The 23,189-nt window shown below is 45.0% G+C and carries 12 protein-coding genes and 1 pseudogene; all 13 read right to left on the minus strand.

The window, feature by feature from the left end; genetic code table 11:
• Nucleotides 1-181: 181 nt before the first annotated feature.
• The 13 genes and pseudogenes from DMB88_RS26990 to DMB88_RS27050 all read right to left on the minus strand — a co-directional run bounded on the left by DMB88_RS26990 (nt 182) and on the right by DMB88_RS27050 (nt 22,994).
• Nucleotides 182-1,300 (minus strand): ComFC family protein, encoded by a 1,119-nt coding sequence (locus tag DMB88_RS26990; protein ID WP_128103758.1) that lies wholly within the window; start codon nt 1,298-1,300, stop codon nt 182-184.
• A gap of 150 nt (nt 1,301-1,450) precedes the next feature.
• Nucleotides 1,451-2,707 (minus strand): helicase-related protein, encoded by a 1,257-nt coding sequence (locus DMB88_RS26995; RefSeq protein WP_368028226.1) that lies wholly within the window; start codon nt 2,705-2,707, stop codon nt 1,451-1,453.
• A gap of 293 nt (nt 2,708-3,000) precedes the next feature.
• A complete protein-coding gene (locus DMB88_RS27000; protein ID WP_128103760.1) occupies nt 3,001-3,351 on the minus strand; it encodes a hypothetical protein in 351 nt (116 codons plus the stop codon).
• Between the two features lie 143 nt (nt 3,352-3,494).
• Nucleotides 3,495-3,833 (minus strand): hypothetical protein, encoded by a 339-nt coding sequence (locus tag DMB88_RS27005; protein ID WP_128103761.1) that lies wholly within the window; start codon nt 3,831-3,833, stop codon nt 3,495-3,497.
• A 561-nt stretch (nt 3,834-4,394) separates the two neighbouring features.
• Nucleotides 4,395-4,775, minus strand: coding sequence for a hypothetical protein (locus tag DMB88_RS27010; protein ID WP_128103762.1), 381 nt, complete (start codon nt 4,773-4,775; stop codon nt 4,395-4,397).
• Between the two features lie 375 nt (nt 4,776-5,150).
• Entirely contained in the window at nt 5,151-5,873 is a 723-nt protein-coding gene (locus DMB88_RS27015) for a response regulator transcription factor (protein ID WP_056693769.1), read from the minus strand.
• A gap of 4 nt (nt 5,874-5,877) precedes the next feature.
• Entirely contained in the window at nt 5,878-7,038 is a 1,161-nt protein-coding gene (locus tag DMB88_RS27020) for a sensor histidine kinase (RefSeq protein WP_128103763.1), read from the minus strand.
• A gap of 47 nt (nt 7,039-7,085) precedes the next feature.
• A pseudogene (locus DMB88_RS27025) lies at nt 7,086-9,808 on the minus strand (stalk domain-containing protein).
• Nucleotides 9,809-10,072: 264 nt separating this feature from the next.
• A complete protein-coding gene (locus DMB88_RS27030) occupies nt 10,073-10,609 on the minus strand; it encodes a hypothetical protein (RefSeq protein WP_128103764.1) in 537 nt (178 codons plus the stop codon).
• A complete protein-coding gene (locus tag DMB88_RS27035; protein WP_128103765.1) occupies nt 10,606-14,661 on the minus strand; it encodes an RHS repeat-associated core domain-containing protein in 4,056 nt (1,351 codons plus the stop codon). Before DMB88_RS27035 ends, DMB88_RS27030 begins: the two co-directional genes overlap by 4 nt.
• An 8-nt stretch (nt 14,662-14,669) precedes the next feature.
• Complete coding sequence (locus DMB88_RS27040) at nt 14,670-15,410, minus strand: DUF6531 domain-containing protein (RefSeq protein ID WP_128103766.1); 741 nt, start codon at nt 15,408-15,410, stop codon at nt 14,670-14,672.
• A 32-nt stretch (nt 15,411-15,442) separates the two neighbouring features.
• The gene (locus DMB88_RS27045) at nt 15,443-18,802 is read right to left on the minus strand and encodes an RHS repeat domain-containing protein (protein WP_128103767.1); all 3,360 of its coding nucleotides are present in this window, start codon (nt 18,800-18,802) and stop codon (nt 15,443-15,445) included.
• A gap of 403 nt (nt 18,803-19,205) precedes the next feature.
• On the minus strand, nt 19,206-22,994 hold the full coding sequence (locus DMB88_RS27050; RefSeq protein WP_128103768.1) for a SwmB domain-containing protein: 3,789 nt from the start codon (nt 22,992-22,994) through the stop codon (nt 19,206-19,208).
• Nucleotides 22,995-23,189: the final 195 nt, after the last annotated feature.

Here is a 23,189-nt window from a genome sequence, read left to right on the forward strand (position 1 = left end):
TGCATAAAAGATGGACTCATACAGTATTTACTCATTAATAAAAGAACATATATTCGCACCGAAGATATAGTCCTTTTTTCGTTTTCAAGAGGAGTTATCTCGTTAAAGCTAATCACAACTATATAGACAGTTTTTCTTCATATTCTCATCAAAATTAGTTCCTTGCGCCATCCATAGAAGTTCAAGATCTCGCTAATGTTAAGGTGTAAATCTCGATAGGTATGCCGTGAGAATATCCTGTATTCAATATAACCCGTCCACAAACATCCAAGGTGCTCCCTGTTGTATAAATGTCATCTACAAGTAGCAAGCGTAGCGGCTGCCTTAGATTAGTAGTGGGGTTGGTCATTGATGATGGATGCGTTGAATGTTGTACTTCTTCGTATATAGAAGAGGTTGCGGGGAGCTGGAGTGGGTGCACTTGTGAATGGTAATGAGCCTCCCCTTGCAGTGATTGCAATAGCTCCACACCATTCGGCTGGATGGCGAAAGCATCCTGCATCGTCTGAATCCGCTCGCCGCGTGTTTTGAAGCTCTGCTTCGTGGTGTTGATCTGGCGTTGCAACAGATCAACGAGGGGCAGGCGGGTCGCTGCAGCAAGTCCAGCAGCGAGTCGCTCTGCCTGATTGAAGCCGCGCTCGGCCAGGCGCTCAGCGCTGACGGGAACGTAAGTTACCGCGTCAGGCCGCCATCGCGGCTTGGAGCTTTGGAGCAGCGACAGCGGATTGCGGGTCGCCGCGAGTAGGTTGGCTCGCACATCTGCTGATGTGTGCGAGCGGTTTTGCTGAGCGTGCCCTTCATGGGGCGCGCTTGGTCGGGGTGGATGCTGTCCCGCATTCACCTGGTTCTGGGCAAAGGTGGCGGCATGAGCCACAGGAGCAAGGGGTTCTTTTGCCAAAGCAGCAGTCATCTCTTCGCTCATCGCCTGAAACGCCTGCACGAGCAGTGACGTTAGGAGCGGGGCATAGCGCTGATGTCCTCGGAATTTGTACATGCCAATCCATTCTTTCATTAATTCATTGTATTGAACGGCGCTGCGGTTGCAGGTGAAGGAGCGGTTTTGCATATGCGGGCGGGCACAGTCAGGGCAACCCATTCCCCGACCACACCGCGGACAACGGATGGAACGAATCCACGGAATTCGCTCCACACACTTGAGACATATTCCAGGATACGTCGAAGATAGGAGCGATCGTGTGTTACAGGTTAGGCAAGTTACTCCTGGCGGGGCAAGCAGATGGTGTAGTCGCCGGGTCAGTGGCTGTAGGTGTTCGGTAATCGCGTCAAGCCAATAGGGCATGAGGGTAGCCTCCAGTCGTTGGATTGTTTTGCACTGCGTATAGGTGCATTGAGTTCTTTATGGGTGCTTGTATTTGAGAGTTAATTGTTTCGTGAAGCCAAAAGTTCAGCTCTGTACGTATTCGTCACCTGGCGCGCCTGTACTAACTATTTAGTTTCGCTTTTTCGTTGGATGTAGATAGCCTTTGCGGTGGGCAATGCTGTTCATTTTTTTGATCTGACCCACGGCTTTCACTTGAGATCGTGTACGGCGAGATGATGCAAAGACAACTCTTCCTTTTGGATCATCCATGGAGCGCCCTGCTCGGCCAGCCATCTGCACGAGGGAAGCTTCGTCGAAAAGTCCGTTATCTGCATCCAGAATAAATACATCACTCCGTGGAATAGTGACACCCCGCTCCAGAATCGTCGTGGTTACGAGCAGGCGGATGGTGCGTTCACGAAAAGCGATAACTTTACTGGCACGCTCAGCGTCCTGAGATGATGTGCCTTCGATATGAATTTGTGGGAATTGACGACGCATGAGGTTCACAAACGCCTCAATCTGCGCAATTCGGGTAACAAAAACGAAGATTTGTGCATCTCTCTGTAATGAAATCTGAATGCCTTTCTTCAGAGCAGCTGGAATACTGCCTTGCCGAATGCACTGAGCCACCGTGGACATCTTCAACAGCTGAGGTACAGGCAATGGGTGACGATGAAAACGTACGGGTACTCTCGCATGAAGTAATCTTCCTTGTGCAACTTCTCTCTGCAGCCTGGATGGAGGGGTAGCAGATAAATACACAAAATGTCCGTCAGGCTTGCACGAGTGCGTGGCCGCATGGGCGAGCATCGGATCATTATGGTAAGGAAATGCATCTAATTCGTCGATGATCACTAGGTCAAACCCTCGGTAGAAACGCATGAGCTGATGCGTGGTCGCCAAGGTGAGCTGGGCGTCTTTCCAACGTTCGGTGCTGCCGCCATAGAGTGTAGCGAGTGAAATGTCTGGAAATGCCTTCGCAAGCCGCGGAGCCAGCTCCAATACGACGTCCCTGCGCGGTGTAGCGACGAGTGCTCGACCGCCACGCTCCAAAATGTGGTTCAATAGTGGAAAAATCATCTCGGTCTTACCAGCTCCTGTCACAGCCCACAGCAAAAACTTCCCCGGCTCGCCCCCTGCGGGCGGCTTAGCCAAAAAAGCCAGCGCCGCGGCAGCCGCCTCGCTCTGCGCAGGGCTAAGCCCCCACCGGCTCAAATCATCGCCGGTGGAAACACCCGCCGTGCCACGCGATGCTCCGCCGCGTACGGGCACGGCTCCAGGCGCTGCGCTACGCAGCAGCAGCGCACAGGCACGGCTGCGCCCCAGCGCGAGGCAAGCCTCGCAGTAGGCACACGCCGCTTGGCCGCAAGCAGCGCAGGGCACGCGCTGCTCGGCTACGCTGCCACACCGGCGGCAGCGCGGCGCGCTCTGCGCGCTACCAAGCCACGCACGGCGATGCCGCGTGGCAGGCCATTCCAGGGCGGCAGCGATGCTTAGCCGCCCATGTAGGTGCGCGAGCTGCGCAGCCGCGCGCCAGGCAGAGGCAAGCGGCGGGGCGGTGTCCGCCAGCAGCGCCTCTGCCTCGGCCGCCAGTAATTGGCGGCCGTGTAATTGCTCAGCCAGCAGGGCAGCGCCCTGTTCGAGCTGAGCCCATGCCCAGGCGGGATACGACTCTGTCATCCCGCCCCGCCACCCCCACCCCGCAGTGCGGCAGCTTCATGCCTGCCGCCACCTGCGCTACGCCGGGCTTCGTGTTCCCCAGAAGCCCGCTCATACGCTTCTATTTTGCCGCGCACATATGCCTGCCACTGTTCTTCCCGCCACTGATCCATATCTCGTTCCATGCGAAAATGCTCTACCATCCACGATGCCTGGCTTAACGGTAACGCCTCATGCAGCAACAGCCAACGAGACACACGTCGACCACTCGCTCCCTCCACCCACCAACTCACATCCACACGGATGTCCAGTGACAACATCATGCTCCATCCAAGCTCTACCCTACATACATACAACGCCACTCTCACTGTGTTCCCCTCCCTTTTTCTCATCAAGATGCACAATTCAATCCACACTCACATCCAAGTAAAACGAAAAAAGCACATGCTCTCCCAGCGATTCGCCGGCGCATGTGCTTCATGTCCATTTTTTCAAACACTAATTATTCTATTTACTGTTCTTCATCCTTTTCATGACATGGCTGCCCTGGTGCGGCAGTACATACAAGAATAGATTCTTCAGGCTCAAGTACACGTCCATTGAACATGAACTTAAATGTCGTGTCAGGCGAGGTACCGTATATATCCGGAATATCTTGCACATCAAAATCATCTAAGGACAGGTTCTCCTGTGTAGGAAGGTCATCCATATTATCGGTTTCAGCAACTATTGTGTTTGGATCAACACTTAGGCCACTATAGATTATACCAAACAACACTAGCAAACTAATTAAAGACTGCTTCAATTCTTTCACCTCAGTAATTCGTCCATTCCGCTGATATGTACACATTCCAATCATTATCCATAATAAGTAATTATATGGACATCACTACCATCGGTCAACTCTCACATCCTTGCAACAATAAGACAACTATTAAGAAGCAAGCTACTAAGAGGTAGATCACATATTCGCAAAAGATATATTTGGCAAAGGTGCCTCTATTGCTATCCTTCATTCATAGGAGTCAATTCACCCTATAGAATACTTTTGAGCATTCCTCTAATAACGAGAATCTTTCTAATTATTATGCGAAACTTTTTCCAGAAGAAATCGTCTATACTTTTAAGTTAAGAATTCCGAGTTCAAATGAGTCTATGGCAATGGGATATCAGCGAGTCAAAAAGCATATGTCCTAAGAGCGTCCATTGTACAATCGATCTAACTCGAATCGTCCCAATGTAGTTTCGCTCTGCAACATCCAATTCTTTAGCGCAATATCCATACATTGCATAAAAACCCATTTCCAATTTAATAGCAACCTTGACTACAATTACAAAAAAAGACTACAGCCAATGCTGTAATCTTTTCTGCGGATCTATACAACCTGACTAATCCAGGTCACAACATTGTTCACAGCTTAGATTCACGTAGGTCAATTAAACGAACCCCATGCTTCTCCGTCTGTAGAGCCTGTTCCATATCAGAGGGAACAACAGGCAAGTAAGATAGCTCCATGCCTTGCCTGAGCATTAGCTTCTCAATAATACGAACTGTCTCCGTTTCCTTACGTTCAGCGACAACCGTCATCGTGAAGCTTTTTCCACGGTAGAGCAATTCCCGGCAAAGTGCCCTTACAATACCTTCGATCCGATGTTCCTGATTAGAAGGAATGAGCAGAATCTGCTCGAAGCCTTCGGATTCCGGACGGGATAGATGGCGCTGGTGTATCGCATGAACGGCCACTGCCGCCAGGAAGTATATGAGCAGAATCATAGTCAAATGAGCAACCATGGCAACTGCACCTCCTCGGAAGGTTATGCTCACCCGTGGCGAACATCCCTGTATACAGCAGTATATGCCGCACACTACGAAGGGTTACAGTTACATATGTGAAGACTCACATCGCTTATCTCGCGTATTCCAAGATACTATCTTGTACAACCTCTTATCCCCGATCGACGCTGGAGACAAAAGAAAGGCTAGATCATTACTCATCCATGCTCAACGTTGAACAGATGTTCCGTACACCTTTACTCTTTGCTCATTTGCAGCAATAAAGTCTATTAACCCGCGAAGTAATCCAATATTTGGAAAAGGCGCGAGTGAACAGTAATCTATAATCAAACTTTTAACTAATCATACATAGGTACTTTTCATTAATAAAAATTAGAGCGTAACCCAACCATATTTGATCGAGTTGATAACAGCCTGTGTACGGTCATCCACTTCCATCTTCTGCAGAATGCTGCTGACATGGTTTTTAACGGTTTTTTCACTGATGAACAAGAATTCACCAATCATTTTATTGCTCTTACCTTCGGCCATCAAACGCAATACTTCAGCCTCACGACGAGTCAATGGGTTATTATCGCCAGCGACAAACTTCACGCCTGCCTCTTTGGAAGTTCCCTCACTCATCGCACCAGTTTCATTCAGATACGTCATACGACGCAATTGCATAATCAATTTGCCTGTTACTTTAGGGTGGATAAATGCATGTCCCTCATGAACAGAACGAATCGCATTAATTAGAGACTCTGCCTCCATATCCTTCAGCAAGTATCCGTTAGCCCCTTTACGAAGCGTTTCAAATACATAGCTCTCATCATCATGGATCGACAAAATAATAACTTTGACATCCGGGAACAGCTCACGCAATTTCTCTGTTGCTTCAACCCCGTTCTCGATTGGCATGTTGATGTCCATCAAGACGATGTCTGGTTTCTCCTGATTGCAGAATTCGAGCACTTGAATTCCATCGCCACATTCACCGATGACCTCAATGTCGTCCTCCATATTCAAAATGCGTTTAAGCCCTTCACGGAACAGCTGATGATCATCAGCCAAAAGAACTTTAATTGATGTTTTACCAGTATCACGGTTTTCCATCCTGCTACTCCTTTCCCTTATCCACGTTTGTCGGGATATGAATCACGATTTTGGTTCCTTGATTTTCGCCCGATTCGATCTCTATTCTTCCTTCTAACAGTTCAACCCGCTCTCTCATCCCAATCAGACCGAAGTGGGTATGATCCTTGCTTTTCTGTGCAAGAAGCTCCGGTTTGAACCCAAGCCCATTGTCTTGAACGACAATTTTGACGAGCTGAGCCTGGTATGTAATTTCCACTACAACATAAGTGGGATAAGCATGCTTGGCCGCATTGGACAGCCCCTCCTGCACGAGACGATAGATCGCCGCCTCCATAGCAGAAGATAAACGATGTTCCTTGCCTCTGGTTTCAAAAAGCGCGCGGATTTTTGTTTTTACTTCAAAATCCTGCACGTACTTGCGAAGCGTTGGAATTAATCCCAGGTCATCCAGTGCCATTGGACGCAGATTGAAGATTACTTTTCTCATTTCTTCAAGACTGGAACGAACCTGGCCCTTCAAATCTACTATTTCGGCCTGAACCATCTTAAAATCCTGCTTAATGAGCATTCTTTCTACAATTTCCGTCCTAAGCACTAGATTGGCAAGCATCTGCGCAGGCCCGTCATGAATCTCACGTGCAATACGTTTCCGCTCTTCTTCCTGGGCCAAAATTATTTTCAAACCTATCATTTGTCGATTCTTGGCAGATTCGATAATCCGGGTCACTTGACCTAGTTCACCTGACAGATACTCCAAGACAACACCCATTTGGGAACCGATGGTCTCGGCACGCTCTACCGAAGCCTCCACATTTTTGGCGCGCTTCTGCAGATCATCCCGGCGGGCTTTGAGATACATTTCCTTCTCACGATAAATCATCAGATCCAGCTGCAACTGTGTCGCTTTCTCATACGCCTGCTTGATATCATGCTCGGAATAGCGGACGAAGTCACGACTCACCTCGGTAAGCCGAATCCGGGAGCGGCGGTAATTCAGCTCCAATTGATCTACTTTCTCGATCGTTTCCGCCGCTTCCTTCAGAACAGACTTCAGCTCTTCATTGAGGGTCTTGAGCTCCTCACGCGTCGAGTCCATGATTTCGAACATTTGATATTTGCTGTTTTCCATGACTTGTATGGCGTTTTTTATGACGCGGTCTATGGCATCGGCTTGTAAATCCACGTTTGTTCGACTCCATTTCTATCGTTTCCGGTATATATCATACCATATCACGATGAGATGGTAACGGTCTTCGTTTTCTGTTCCCATTTTACAGTCAATCCAAGTTGCTCGGAAACGAGACGAAGAGGGACTAAAGTCCTACCCCTGATACATACGGAGCTACAGTTGCACTCTGTCTTTTACCATTAATAATGAATTCTTTCTGACCAACCACAAGATCAATCAACTTTCCACCACGCAAAACGGTAATACGTTGATTTTTGCTATCCCAGCTCGCCTGTCCGCCAAATGCATCCAATACATGCTTAATTGGTACATACGTTGTTCCATTTTTCAATACAGGTGCTGCATCAATCGCTTTTTTCGTTCCGTTAACGGTCATCGACTTCTGTCCAAGCACTAAGGAAGCTGTGCCCGTCGGCAGTCCAACCTCGCTTGATTTAGATGGCATCGTGAAGGCAATATTGTCAAAAGCAACCTTACCTGTCATCGCACGTTCGTCCTGACCCTCTTCCACATTAACCACGTACACTCGCTTCAGCTTCGCTGGGTAAGCAATATTCAGACCGTTCAGATCGACATTCACTTTCTTCCAACCTGTCCAATCAATTGCCTTCGCAAGATCAGCATAGACGGTTTTACCATTCGCATCAGTGAACTCTGCACGGAGCCAGTTCAAGCTCTTATCGCCCATCACATCTAGCGACATGGAGGTTGCCGCCGCAGATACTTCTCTACCAACTGTACCGTTGAGTTGTGCATAAGCATACATTTTACCTGTTCCTGCAGTCATATCATAGCCCAGTTCAAGCACCTTGGAACCTGACTTCTCACCTGTTCCATTAACAACCGTCGCTGAACCCGTCACACCTGCTGCATTCGTAGTGAAGTTAATTGGGTAATTCACGTTCTCAAAATTCTCCCACATCGTCTCACTTGCAGCAGCAGAGAGAACGACAACGGTACTATAGCCATCATAACGACCGATCGCATAACCAACCTGCGCCCCCGAATTGACTGAAGATACGGTTAACTGATCTCCTGCAACCTTACCTTTGAATCCGATAAATTCCCAAGTGAGTGAATCTGCCGGAACCGTTACGCTCTGTCCATCTTTCGTCTGTGCGGTAACCGGGATAGAGATCGTTGAGCCAGCTTTCAGTGAACCAAGCCCTGATCCAGCCTTCAAGGAAGCAAGTTCGCTTCCACCGAGTACCGTAACTTTAATGGAAGAAGAAGCGCCATTGCTTGATGCAGTCAGTGTAGCTGTTCCTGGCTTCACGCCTTTGATCACACCATTACTCACACTAACAATGCCATTGTTGCTCGACTTCCATGAGAAGTTAAGATCCCCTGTTGCAATCGGATTGTAGTACGTGTCATAGCCTTTGGACGTATACGTTCCTTGCTGACCAACTAACAATGTTTTGCTGCCGCTAATCGCGAAGCCTTTCAGTTTACCTTCTGGAGCCGTGGAGAATACCCCCAGTGTATTAACAACCTGACGTTGCTCCGTACCATACTCTGTGTTGAAGGTAAGACCTGCAGACTGCTCTCCTAATGGACGGGTTACCATTGTAGTCGATCCACCACCGTCCAGATTCATACCTTTCCATACGCCGACACTGGTCATGAAGGATTGCAGTTCGTTTAGCGACATGCCGCTACTGTTACTGTTTTTCTCTGCAGCAATAATGTACACGTAACGACCATCCTGCGAGTATCCCACCGCTGTTCTTGCACGAATACCACCGATACCGGATGAGGCAATGTCACGGGAAAATGCCGCCGCTTTGCCCCCATTCACCAGAATGGTGTGTCCACCAATCATCATGTCCAGATTACTCGGATCAACCGTTTGCCCTGTCGTTTTGGCCTTTAACTTGTAATCCGCAGTGAGTGGCTGACCAACAGACAGATGACTCATGATCCACGTTGCCGCCGTTCCATGAGCACGCAAAATATACCCATCTGCTGGCACCTTCATGTTCAGTGCTTTTTTATCCGATATTTGGGTGATTACGCCGTTCTGTACGAGTACTTCAGTTGGTGTGGTGGAAGGGTCATTCGGACGTTTATCCGAAACCCAGGCTGGTGTATAAATATACATCGAGTTCGCATGGCTGTACTTCACCGCGCCGGATTCTACCGTATAGTCCTCTTTATTTATCCCACGCAGAGCGAAGGTTGAACCATCACTTGCTTTTACTGTGCCATCAAAAGAATATTCATCAATCATCGGCTTGCCGTCTTTGGTTACCGTGAGAGCATACATGCCTGACAGTTCAGAAGGTGTAGAGATCAGAACGCCATCCGATACTTGTCCACCAATGGGTGCCAGCTCGCCTGATACGTTGAAATAATCGCCATTTACCGCGGCAACTGCTTCATTTTCCTTCGCCATACCACCCGTGCTCTGTTTCGTGTTCAGCGTACCGCCTTTACCTGTCATCACATCTAGCTTCACATACGGATTCTGTAGATCCACTTGGATAACGTCGGCCAGGACATTCACCTTAGAGCCCGAGCGTGTCGTTGTATATCTGTATTTCATTAGCTTCGCACCGGAAGTGAGAATCTCTTCTCCCAGCTTCGTTGTATTTGTAGATGCCGCTGCAGCCACAGATTGCCATGAGGTTCCAGACAAGACCTGTTGTCCTACATCCATAACCGGTGCAATCCAGATTACGCCTGCCAGCGTCACGATCATCCATTTCTTCGCCTTACTACCCTTAACGTCTACCAGCTGTTTCTCGCGTTTCCCCAGCATGTTCGAAACGTCTCTCCCATCTTGTATATCAATCTTAGAGATTACACCTCTCTACCAAATTGCAGATAAAGGCTAGATCTCTAGCATACTCTTCTATTAATAGACTTCTATTTCAGGAAAAAGTTACGCCCATCACCAAGATTGAGGGTTATATTGGAATTCAAAAAAGCTGCCGCCTGTGAATTACAGACAACAGCTTCAATGAATTGCTTAGGATTCTTTTAGAATGTATTTTATACATCTCAACACACGTTAAAACAAATACTAGTCTGTTTCCAAAAATGAATTTTGAATAGGTTCTGTATAATCCCAACTAATCAATTTAATTTTGTACTTGTCCAATAGTTCTTCTGCATAGACAACCCCATACCTTGTTATTTCCCCATCTCGTTCAATAAATTCTGCATCAGGGAAAGAGTGTTTGTATTCAACGTAATCTTCCAAATCATCCATATAATACTTGGTACTTCCAGGAGGGTAATATATTTCGAATGAATTATTCACCTTTAACAAAGTAATATTCTCCTTACCACTTTTCAATCTTTGCTTCCACTTTCTGAATTTGCCATTCCCCTCATCCATTCCAATACCATCATACTCGACGATTAATGTGTCTTGGATTACCTTTCGCTGACCATTAATATCATACTCTAGACGAAATGGGAACTCACCATATTCAACTTTTGGTAATGCCGGGTTCGGCATAGTCTTCATTCCTATAAAAATTAGCAACCATGGCAGAGAAATAAACAGAAAAATCAGTACCAGAACTCCCAGTAGTACTAGGATCCCCGTTTTCACTTATATCCCGCCTCTCTCAAAGCACTCTTAACAGCATCCATTGAGTGGTTTTTATATGAATTTTGGATATTTCTTTTCACGTTCCACTTTGAGTTAACTGGATACTGTGTTGGTAGATAAATTAGCCTATCAATTGGTTTTGAAAATGTTTTTAGTCCCTGATTTAATATTTCGCCTTTTACAATATATACTGTCATTCTACCACTATACTTTGAAGAATTTAAACCATATGATTTCAAACTAGTAGTTGCAGGATTAAAAATTATAGCGTTTTTATTGGTAGCAACTGCGTTAGCAGCCGCTTCTGCTCCTCCTTTTGAATGTCCTACCATAGTTATTTCATTGCTTTGATGCGTCTTTACAAAGTATTTAGCTTCTTTAATTGAATCTTTCATATCATCAGATATTCCAAACGGTTGCTCTACATTATTGAGCCAATCTCCTCCAGTTGAGGAGCCTTTATTAACCAAGGCGTATTCTTTAGTCTTATTTGTTTTCATTCTAGAATAAACACCCAGCTTTAACCCCTCATTATTATAAATAATCCACTCAAGTCCCCATCCTCCAGGAAGTACATCCTTTCTGGAACCATCATATATATGTTGTGCCATATTTGCTGCTTCCATCACTGTTGGAATATGCCCACTCGGATCAACATATTTCAACGGATTGTTATGCACATACGAATACAAGTTCAAACTCAGTGGATCATTCAATTCCCCTTCGTACGTATCCTCACCGATAAATCGTGCCATGCTAGGGTCATACCACCGAGCTCTCAAGTATTGAAGCCCTACCGTCTCATCCCAATACTCTCCTGCATAGCGAAGTACATTTGGCACATTTTCTTCCGTTGTTAACGGTCCACCCCAGATATCATACGTATATTTATTTAATTCTTGACCTGTATCGTCCACAAGCCCGATGACATCTCCGTGTCCGTTCAACTGGTAGTATTCTAATTTACCTGTCTTCTTGTCCTGCCGAGCCCATAGCTGTCCATACAAGTCATAGATATAAGCGTAAGTAAGCTCCACCTTGCCGGATGTTACAACTGCTTCTGCCATCAGTTTGGCTTGCTCATCATAATAATACCGAACCGTCTGCTCACCTTCGGTACGTTCATACAATAACCCATCTCCGTTGTAGCTATAGGTCACCGTTTTGCCTTCACCTGTTGCTTTAATCAGGCGGTTCTGGCTGTCATACGTGTACTGCGCATCTTTCAGCCCATAGACCTTATTATTTCCTGTACTGTACCGATTACCATTAGAGTCGTATGTGTATGTTTCCTGTTGTGTACCCGTTTCGGCCTGAATCCGGCTCAGTTCATCATACGTATATTGATCAGCCTCTCCGTTCTGTGTCCGAGAAGTGATATTTTTGTTTCCATCGTATTCATAAGTAAACTGATGTACCGTGGATGTCCCTTGAGAAATAGTAACTCCTGATAGATCATATCCGCTGAACTGGTAACTTGTACTAAGTCCTTTACCAAAAGATAATTTTTCCAACATGCTGTTTGGTGCATAACTGAACGTCATTCGATCCACAATTGTTGTTCCTGAGGTAATGTCCATGGAAGTTACCCGGTTCATAGCATCTACTTCACCGTGAACACGCAATGCTTGTCCTTGTGCATCTGTCATGGTATACCCTAGACGTTGCTGGGTATTACTTTCATATTTCAGCTGTGTTCCATCTGGAAACGTTAGTCCATCTAACATACCATCTGATACTTGATAACTGTACGTGGTTTTCCCATGATCGTCAGTCATTGATATTCTGCGTCCAACATTATCGTACGTGTAAGATACGCTCGTATCCGGCGCCTTCATGCTAGTGAGCATGTTGTCACTGTTGTAGGTATATTCTATTACTTGACCAAGTCGATCTTGCTTCTTGACTAGATTACTTCGTTTATCATAATAGTAGCTGGTTGCAGAACCATCCAGAATAGCAGGTGTTTGTTTAATCAATCTTCCCAACTCATCATACTGCTTGGTTACCGTTTGTCCGTTCGACGATACTACCTGCGTTACTTGACCTTGATTGCTGTAGAAATAGCGACTTGTTTCTTCTTTTGGTGTTGTCGCAGTTGTTATTTGTCCAATCGCATCGTGCGTATAAGTCGTTCGCTCTCCGTTGCCATCAATGGATGCTATTACGTTTCCGTCCAGATCGTACTCGTTTTGTTGTAATGGAACGTATGAACCATTTCGATATTCTTCCATCACTGTCAAGCGGCCTAATAGATCCTTCTTCTCTCGGGTTTTGTTACCAGCCGCGTCCTCATAGGTTACCATCCGATCGACAAAATTATAGGTTGTGGTTGAGGTGGACTTATCTGGGTACTGTGTCTTGGTCGTTTGTCCAAATGCATCAACTACAAATCTTGTAACATTCCCTTCTGCATCTTCAACAGCTGTAACATTACCTTCACGATCATAGGCATACTTGTAAGTAGCTTCTGCTGTTTGCTCTTCAACCAATAAATCCAATGGATTGTACTGCTCTTTGGTAATTATACCGTCTGGTGCAGTATTGATAATGATATTTTTGGTATCATCATAGGATGTCATTGATTTGGTACCGTCAGCATGTATGGACTGAAGGATCCGTCCTGCTTGATCATACTGATATACTTCTTCTTCACCTGAAGGATCTGTTGTTTTGGTCAATTCCCCAGCGCTGTTATACTCATAGGAGTTTACGTATGATTCAGCTTTCCCAGCAATATCACTTACAACTATAGCTTCCGATTGGACTAGATGTCCCGCATTTATATCATAACTTAGTGTTGTGACGCTGTCTTTTGCCAGATAGCCGCCTTTATCTGTGGTGCTTACAACTCTTCCTTTACTGTCCAGCTTCAATTCCGACTCAGAGAGCAGCTGTCCACTGTATCCATTTTTAGTTGTACTTTTCAAGACGGTACCTTGGCTGTTATATGTTGTTTCGGTGTATCTCTCCAATGAACTATTAATCTTGGTTGTCGATCGAATAGGCTTGATCCAATGATACGGTGTTCTTCCTGTTTCATACGCATAAGTTGATTCTTGCCCTGTACTAAGCTTTTCGAAAGTTACCATTCCGTCCTCATCATATGTGTAAGTCGTGCTCAGTTTTTCGCCATTACGGCCACCCTCACTAACCCACTCTGTCATTTGAATGGGAAGGTTCCGCTTCGTTTGACTGTCATACTGGAACTCCGTGGAAGAAGTTGTGTCATCTCCAGTTAACATGTGCTTATCTGCATAAACCAAATCTGGATGCGCTGCAGCGTTAAACGTTTTGGAAAACATCCAAGTATCTACAGTGTTCTCTGCTTTTACTTTCGTTGTCCATGATGCAGATTGACCATAGCTGTCAAGATCTTCCTCAGAGTACTCAAAGTTAACCTTGCCTAGGAAGCCTTCGCCATCTGTTGTACTAAAATGACTCTTTCTCTCTCTGACTTTAAATACGAAATGAGAGGAAGCTTCTCCGATCTGCTTCAACGCCGGAATGTATGCATAATCTGTTATAGCTGATGAAGGGCTTGTAATACGTGATAACAATGCTGTGTGCATCACACCTTGAGCATTCTGGTTGCTTTGCAATTCAGGTAAAAAGTTAAATTTGGATTCTGGATAATAGTACGTATACGTAGTTGTACGATCTAATGCATCCGTAAACTCTCGCAAAATACGAATCCCATCGTCTTCACGTTGTGTATAGGTTACTTTCCGATCTGTTCCAGCTAGTTGTACGGTAACCTTAAGGTTGTCATAAGCAAATGTCAGTGCTTGACCCTCACTATTTACAATTTTTGAAATTACTTGATTTCCATTCAAAGTCGTATAGTGAAAATTCACATTATTCCGGTAGCCGTCTGTAATTTGCAACAGTTCCCCGGCTTCATTAAGAAGATAATCGTAGCCGTTACGGATGGATAGACGGTAACTGCTAGATATGCCATTAACAGTAACGGTCGTATCTCGCTTAATGGTTAAGTCATTCCATACGTAACCTTCTAGTTCCAGGTTCGCGTTTAAGCGGTAATACCCCACGCCAGGGATCAGAATAAACTGATTATCTCCGCGCGTCTCATATAAGGGATGTCCCAGCGCCAGCCCTGCCCCAATCCAGAAGAGAGTCCTTCCTTACGTGGCGTAACCACATTGGAGTACGTTTGTGTCGTTTCATCATATTCAACACCAAGTTGTCCACTTGCTCTAGCGCTATCATAGACACGTGTTAAATCAAACGTAATGAGTCCAGGCAGAGAGAGGTCAGTACTCTGAATTATCATCTCCCCTGTAGCAGCAGAGATTGACTCAGCTCCATAAGACGTCATATACAGCGATACGTCATCGCGAAGATCGACATGATCCAGACCTGTTTTGTCTATAGTCGTTCCGGTACCTGGCTCTTCATCTTCAAGCGCATTTGTTGAAAATGTATTTAACTGTGATGAATCAGGCAGCGGTGATCTGGAAGGAAGCAGCCCCTCCATTTGAATTGGTTCGCTGATTTCTTGTGTTCTTAGCCATTTCTCAGCAGTCTCGCCGCCTGTGCGGTCTGTCTGTAAAGCCTTGTACAGTTGATACAACGAGTACCCTTGATCTAGTTTCTGTTCAATCCAGTCTTCTTTAACTCCAAATTGCTCTTGTAAACTATGAATTGTAATGTAGGTAGCGGAAGGAAGGGAATCCCTACCTTCTGCTGCCGCTGCTGCTTGTCCTCCATATCCAAAAGAAACAAGTCCACTAAACACCAAAGTCGCACATAACCAAATAATCGTTATTTTCTTAAACACTTCATCACCTCAACCTAGTTATAGAGAATCGTTTAGTTAAACGGGAAGATTTTCTTCGTTCGTTTCGTCAAATTACCATTACGGTCATACTCAAATACAATTTGGTCCCCTGTAAATAAAACTACTTTAAGCAGTTGATTGCCATAACCATATTCGTAGCTGTTATCACTCCGCATGTTCATTTCTGCTGCTTTAATTTCACCTTGGACTGGTTTCCCATCCTTTTCGCCTAACTTCAGATAATAATTCTGTCCACCCTGAAGTTCCCACTCCAGCACGGTATACTGTTCGCCATACACCTGCTCCTGTTCGACTGAAGCAGCTATTCGACTGCTTAGTTCCTTATCTGTATATAACTCAAGCCAAGGCTCAATGGAAAAATCTTTTGACTCTTTAATCGCTATTCGATACTTACCTGTACCGTAAGGATTAAAGCGGTAGTACACGTTTCCTTGTTGCTTCTCAGGCAGCGTTGTTTCCAAACCTTCATACAACGTCAGAAACTCGACTTCTGGTTCTTTGACCGTAAAATGACGGTAAGGAGCTACAAATTTCAGCGATTGGGACGACTGATTATGCACCTGAATATTAGACTTTCCAGGTATGTGTTGTGACCCTGCCACATTCTTACCTTCCCTTACAACCACTTGGTTCTGATCCCTTATAACGTAATCATAGGCTAATGCTTCTACATGAGATGTAAAGAGCACTGATGAATAAGATGATGAGTTTGAGAACAACATCGTGTTGTTTGGCTCCAAACTTCGTTTAATGAGTGCAGGCTCTTGACTGGGACTGGCTGTCACCGGAACGTTATATTGAATGGTTACCGGTTCTGGAGATATTACAGTGACGACAAGTGTTCCACCCGCTGGAATTTCCCATGTATCAAGACTTGAGCCTACCACTAAATACTGATATTTATTATTTGCTTCGTAGACCACGAAATCTACAATAGAATCGGTTGTTCCAATTCGGTTAACCTGTGCAGGTTCTGAACTCGGATTCGTAAATACTGCGCTCTGCCCTTGGTTGATTGTGATTTCCGTTTCTGGTGAAGGTACTTGATCATCTTGTCCACGGAAAATACGGTAAATTCCACCATATGTGATGGGTTGATCTGAGACATTGGTCACAACAACTTTTTTGCCACCCAGGACAAGCGGTTCCATTGTTGTTGCTGATCTACTGCTCGATACTGTTCCATCTACGTTGTAAATCGTGTAATCATACACTCGCCCCGCACTGCTGGAAGCATCGTTTCGTAGCCTCTTCGAATCAGAGCTTATGTTGGTATAAGCATAGCTTTCACTTTTGTTCAACGTTACACGTAGATATGCCGGTTCCTGGCTATCCACTACAGAGAAGTCATCCGTATATTCAAATAACACAGGTGTACTTCCACCTACAGTAACGATGGCTTCACCACCAGAAGGAATGGTAGCGAGACTTACATTGCTATTGAATTTGTCGCTATGTGCTCTGCCGTCTGCCTTATACACGACAATATCAAACATTGCACCTATTTTTTTGGCGTTACTCCGGATCGGGTTGCTAAGTGAACCCCCATTATGGAATTTGACCGACTGGCCTGGTGACACAGTAATTTTACTGAGCGCTTCATTTGGTCGATCCTCTACATCAAAAATCGTATAAATTGCACCTATGGTCACAGGCTGAACAGATACACCCGTAACTACAGCTTTATTTCCATAAAAGACAACAGGACTAACTGCCGTTGCTTTTCTTGTGCTCCGCTCAGTACCGTCCGGATAATAAGTTACGTAATCAAATATCCGCCCTTGGCTGACGGACGCATCACTGTCGAGATACTCTCGGTCGGTACTGTTATTCCAAAATGTCACACTTTCTCCCTGATTCAGTGTTACCCGATGATAGGCGGGTTCCATGCTTTCTTCAACGGAGAAATCATCCGTGTAACTAAACTCAATCGGAACTTGACCAGCTACTGTCACGACTGCATAACCTTGAGAACGAATGGTCGGATTCGTAGTTTTGTTGAAGCCATCTGAATGAACAACATCTTCTGCTGTATACAGGACATAATCAAAAACGGCTCCATTGGAACTGCTTGCATTGTTTTTTATCGGATTAGCCAAGGAACCGTTATTCCGAAAAATCACGGATTCACCGGGATAAACGGTAATTCGAGTAATGGCGTCACCACCGGCTTTCTGAACATCAAATGTTCGATACGGCACACCGTATGTTACCGGTGTTGCTGTTACCAAGGTCACTATAGCGGTTCTCCCAGCAGCTACCGTAGGCTTAGTGGATGTATTGGTTCCGGTGGAACTTTCTGTACCGTCTGGAAGATATACGACATAGTCATGCTTATCTCTGGTGGAACCATCACTTTGAAGTGCATCGGACTTAGCGCTAATATTGGTGAATTGGTAGCTTTCGCCTTGGTTAAGTGTCACTCGAGTATACGCTGGCTCATCGGTCCACTCACCGCTATAAACTTCGTAGGGAAATCCAACACTAACAGGCTGTGAGCCAGCACCAGTAATAATGATTTCGTTCCCTGCTGCAAGTGAAGGTTTCCCAGTTGTTTGGAAATTTGAAGTCACTAGACTACCATCTTCTTTATAAGAAGCGTAGTCTATCCTCCTATCCTGAGCTGTGGAAGTATCGGCACTTAAGACTCTTGACTGTGTGCCATTATTGAAATAGCGATAACTCTCTCCATGGGATAAAGTAACTCTATTCATGGCCGGGTTGGCTGAGACGCTATATGAAAATTCTGAACGGACTGTCACTGTAAAAGGGTTTTGCCCCGTTGAGGTAATTACAGCTGTATAACCTGAACCTACTGACAAATTGTTAATAGAGTTCATATTTTCGCCCATAATACTCCCATCCGGTCTATAAACAACATAATCGTAAGCACTGCTTCTTGAGGTCGCCGCATCAGTACTTAACGATCTTGTAGCACTTCCGTTATTCGTAAACGTATAGGAATCTCCGGGGTTCATGATCAAAATGTCCTCAGCCGCCAGAGCCATAGATTGAGGAGTGTAAATATCTGCTTCGTATGTATCATCAGTTACCTCTGATGCACCTTCTGGTTCCTCAATAATTTCATTTACGTCCTCTGGTTCTTCGTAAATTCCTTCTATATCTTCAAACTCATCATTATCTTCGTCCACACCTTCTGGTCCTTCTTGGATGTCCTGATCTGTAATATCCAAATTATCCTCGTCTGCCAAAGCTGGATCCTCAGTAAAGACATCGACGTTCTCGATGTCATCCTCCATTGTAACGATCTCATCAGATTGATCAGATAGAGCATAACCGGTTGTCGGATATATGGTGCCAATCAACAATACAGCCATCATTAAAACAATAAAACCCTTTTTTAAACTCATGAAATCAAATTCCTCCTTTTGTAATATTCATCCATTGAATCCCTAAAAAGATATTCAAATGGATTGTGAATAATTAATATCGGCATTATCCTAATTTTAGGTAATAGTAAGATAGTCCTTATTATCTGGGATAATTCTCCTTTTCGAATTCGGATAACAAGAATTCATCATACATACAGACATAAAAAATATTCAGACTATGAGGGTATCTGATAAGCCCTATTTAAGAAGTAAGCCGGCCTTTACACTCTGAAAAAAAATAAAAACACCTCAAGAAATGTAATTTCTTGAAGTGTTCCTATCAATTAATCTCTATGCTTTAACTTTAAATGAATCGTATTACTAGTATTGTTAATCTATACCCTTTACAGATACCCTAACTTATCCAATACACGCTTCAACATCACTGCTGCTTGTGCACGGGTCGCATTACCTTGGGTTCGAATGTTCTCGATGTCATCCCTTGAATAATTCCCTCTTGTACCGCTTTGGCAACAGAATCCTTGGATTGGATTTTCTTGTTGTCATTGAACTTCGATAAAATGGACGTCGATGAAGAGCTCAGCACCGTTTGCTTACCTCCGTAATTCAAAGCACGAACCATCATAATCGCCATCTGTTCACGCGTAATTGGACGATCTGGCTTAAACGTACCATCGGTATTACCTGTAATGATTCCTGCCTCAGCAGCAGCACCAATATAGGCACTTGTGATACTCCCACTACGAACGTCAGGAAAACGACTTGCAGCGGTCGGTTCTCCGCTTAACCCTAGTCCTCTAGCAACTAATTCAGCGAACTCTGCACGTGAGATGTTCTCATTCGGACGATAGTAAGAACCATTCGGCGCACTAATGATCCATTTAGCCGAAAGCTCCTTAATGACCTCACTTGCCCAGTGTGAAGTTGTATCCGGATAACTCACAACGTTATTAATCGGAACAATCGCCTGATTGCCGTTTAGTTGTCCTTGGATGACTACTCCACTAGCAATATTTTTGAAGGAACTAGGTACATTCGAAAGTTTAAATGTCACTGGATCAACAAAGGCAAATCCAGAGGTTTTAATAGACGTGTTGGCAGCCAGTTTCATTGCCAATTGGCTTTTAACCTTTTGCTCTACGCGCTGATTATTCGTTCCAGCAAATACATAGACATCCGTAGAGTTAGCAAGCTTTTGCGCTCTTGCGCTTGCAATCAAACTCTCCATTGTCCCCGATGAAGTTACAGGAACCGTTTCTAATTGAACATAGAAGGATGGAGCCGCTGCCCCTGTAGTTGTGCTTGTGTTAATCGGTGTAATCACCGTAGCAGCACTAATCGTTCCCAGGCTCCGGTTCATTGCCGCCAGATCTAGATTAGCTAGTGGCACTGTCCAGAGACGATCACCATATTTTACACCAATTGAACCTGTACGATAGCTTGTTACCACCTGAGTCAATGCATTCAATGGGAATCCAACAAACGCAGAGGCTTCACTATCTGGAATCTCGAACACAATCGGTTGAGTCAACTTGCCCGAAGCCGAAGCATATTCAAATGCCTGAATCAACTTCGCTGCATCCACATTGAACTGACGAGTCGAACGATTATTACGTGACATCGTAGACTCGGCAGCAGAGGCAGTGTTATTGTTCATCACAAGTAAAGGTTGACCATAGTTTGATGTATCCAATTCCGTCACCCAAACCGGACGACTTCCCGTCTGATTACTACTACCATTATTATTGGTTGTATGCTGCAAAGTAAGCGGCCCAAAAGCTGGTACAGTTACACTAGATGCATCCCGGATTGGGACAGCTCCAGGTACATAACTTACCGTTCCCGTTGGTGTAGTTGTAGTTGATCCTGTCCCAATAGTAGACGTATCTAATTTCAATGTCACCACTGAGCCAAAAGCTGTAGCTGATAATATCGTTGCAGTTGAACTGCCCACGACTACACTGAACTGAGGCAATGTTAGTGATGCCTCAGTTTGGATTGGATCACGGAAGTTAATCTGAACCGTGTCTCCCTGAATCGTAGCTGACAGGATTTTGCCGTTACCGTACGTATACGTGACTGGCGTGAGATTCAGATATCCAGCAGGGTTATTATTCAGATCCGTTAAGCGTAATGAACCAGGTACATAAGATAATGAAATATTTTGAGTATCCCTCACAGCCGAAACCAGTGTCAACGTAACCAGATCATCCTCGATCACCGAATCATTAACGTAGACCGGCTTGCCATCGACTAGAACCGAATACTGGCTATTCGCTGGTTTGTTCGTTGTATTCAATGGTTCATTGTAGCGAATCCATAATTTGTTACCACTGACCTCTGCACTCTTGAACTCAGGTGGTTTGGTATCAATCGAGTTACGGACATAGAATCCGCTGAAGCCAGCAAGAGCTTGTCCACGTGTATCTTTTACAGGCCATGCGCCTGGTGTGTATGCTACACGAACCACTTCACCATCTGTAATAGAACGACTGAGATTCAAGGTTACAACTGAACTTCCGTTGATCGATATGCTATTGATGCCTACAGTAGACTGATCTGCTGTTACGCTGAATTGTCTCGCAGCATCACTCGAAGTAATGTACACCGTCTCAGGATAATACAACGTAATGGTACTGTAGTATGCATTTCCTTCACGCGGCTTAGACATAACGGAGTCTAACCCGTTCTCTACATCTCGTGCGCCAAATGCAGCCGCAGCATTAGAAGACTGGTCGGTCACGCGATTACCTGTCGTGCTAGGCGTATACTCAATCCGTACAACCTGTCCTACTGCTACTCCCGTGCCCAGTACTATATATACACTGTCACCTGAGATGTACGTCGTGCTGACACTCCGATTTTCTCCGTTCACCGTAACCGTATAGCTACTGCTTAGTGGGCTAGTGCTGCTAAGCCACTTGTCATACGTAAGACGAATCGTTGAATTGTCGTGCATCTTAGACGTTTTCAGCACAGGTGCTGTTGTATCTCTGCTTATTGTCTTAAATGCCCATGAGGTTGATCCATTCAGGCCGGCAAACGTATTGCCTGCTTGATCACGGAACGTATTGGCAGGAATATCGACAACATAATTCGTATTATTCTCCAACGTGCTGGTTGGGGTAACAATCAGCTGTCTGTTGTTCGAACTAAAGGTCGTTGTTGAAGCAACCGTTGTTCCGTTTGATTTTTTGAGTGCGATTTGTCCTCGATACGTAGGATCGAGTTCCTTGCTAAATGTAACCGTTAGCGTGCTGTTTAGAGCAGCATTGGTTGTTCCATTGGTAGGAGACAAATTGGTCACAGTTAATGCAGTTGGATCAGACTGCACAGTGAATCCCCAATCCATACCGCTGATCGCACTGATGTCATTCCCCTGTTGATCTCGCAAAAATCCTTCAGGCATCACGATGTAATATGTATTATTGCTGTTGAAGTTTTTGACAGGATCAATCGTAATTGTCCGAGTTCCCAAACCTTTAATTAACGAAGATCCAATAGCAATTTCTTCAAATGGTGTGCCCGTAGCATTTCCTTGGAAAATCTGTAGCGTACCTACACCAGCAACGACTGGCTTATCAAATGTCATCGACACACTGGAAGCAGGTGTCACCCCAAAAGCTGCATTCTGAGGGGTTTTGTTCGTAATGGAAGCTGTACCTACACCATCCGTATCAAACGTCCACTCTTTGTTCAATCCCGCAAAAGCAGCAGGTTCGGTACTATCCGTGTAGACAAATGCCCCTGAATCGATCTGAACGTAATATTTCCCCCCTGGGATTGTAACTGAAGAACCCAGCGTAATGGTTACAAATTGTCCCGTAGCCGGTGCTGTAGTTGAGTCATCTTCAGTTGGTGGTACTGCTGGACTGGTGATTGGCCCTGTAGTTCCAATGATTACTTGATTACTGGATACCGGTATCGAAGCAACCACCGTATCGTCATTAACACGTTTAATCGCTACGATACCTTGTGTATCCATTGCTTTCTGTACCGGTCTGGCGAATTCAATCACCAATGGTGTTGAGCCATCGACATTTTTCGCATTCACTCCTGGAACTGTATTCACAATTCCTTTGTTCGTCAATTCACCAGCAGCATATGTTGCCTGCTCTACTCCACTCCAACCCGTTAGCCAGCCTTGTGCGGTCAGCATCACGATGAGAATTCCAAGTAAGCCTTTTCTCGCTATTCTATTCAAATTCACTGATCTTCCCCCTTATCCTGTATTTCTTCTCCTGTCTGATGTACAGACCTCATTATGTATGTCGGCAAAACAAGGCATTTCGTTTAGATAAAAGGGGAATTTGGTATTAATTTCTGAACTTCCTGTAGGAAATCCATCGGAGTGAAGCACCTGCTCTCACCAAAACAAAAAAGCTCCTGATTCCTTAGATCGGAA

It is taken from the genome of Paenibacillus sp. DCT19 (assembly GCF_003268635.1).
GTDB lineage: Bacteria > Bacillota > Bacilli > Paenibacillales > Paenibacillaceae > Paenibacillus.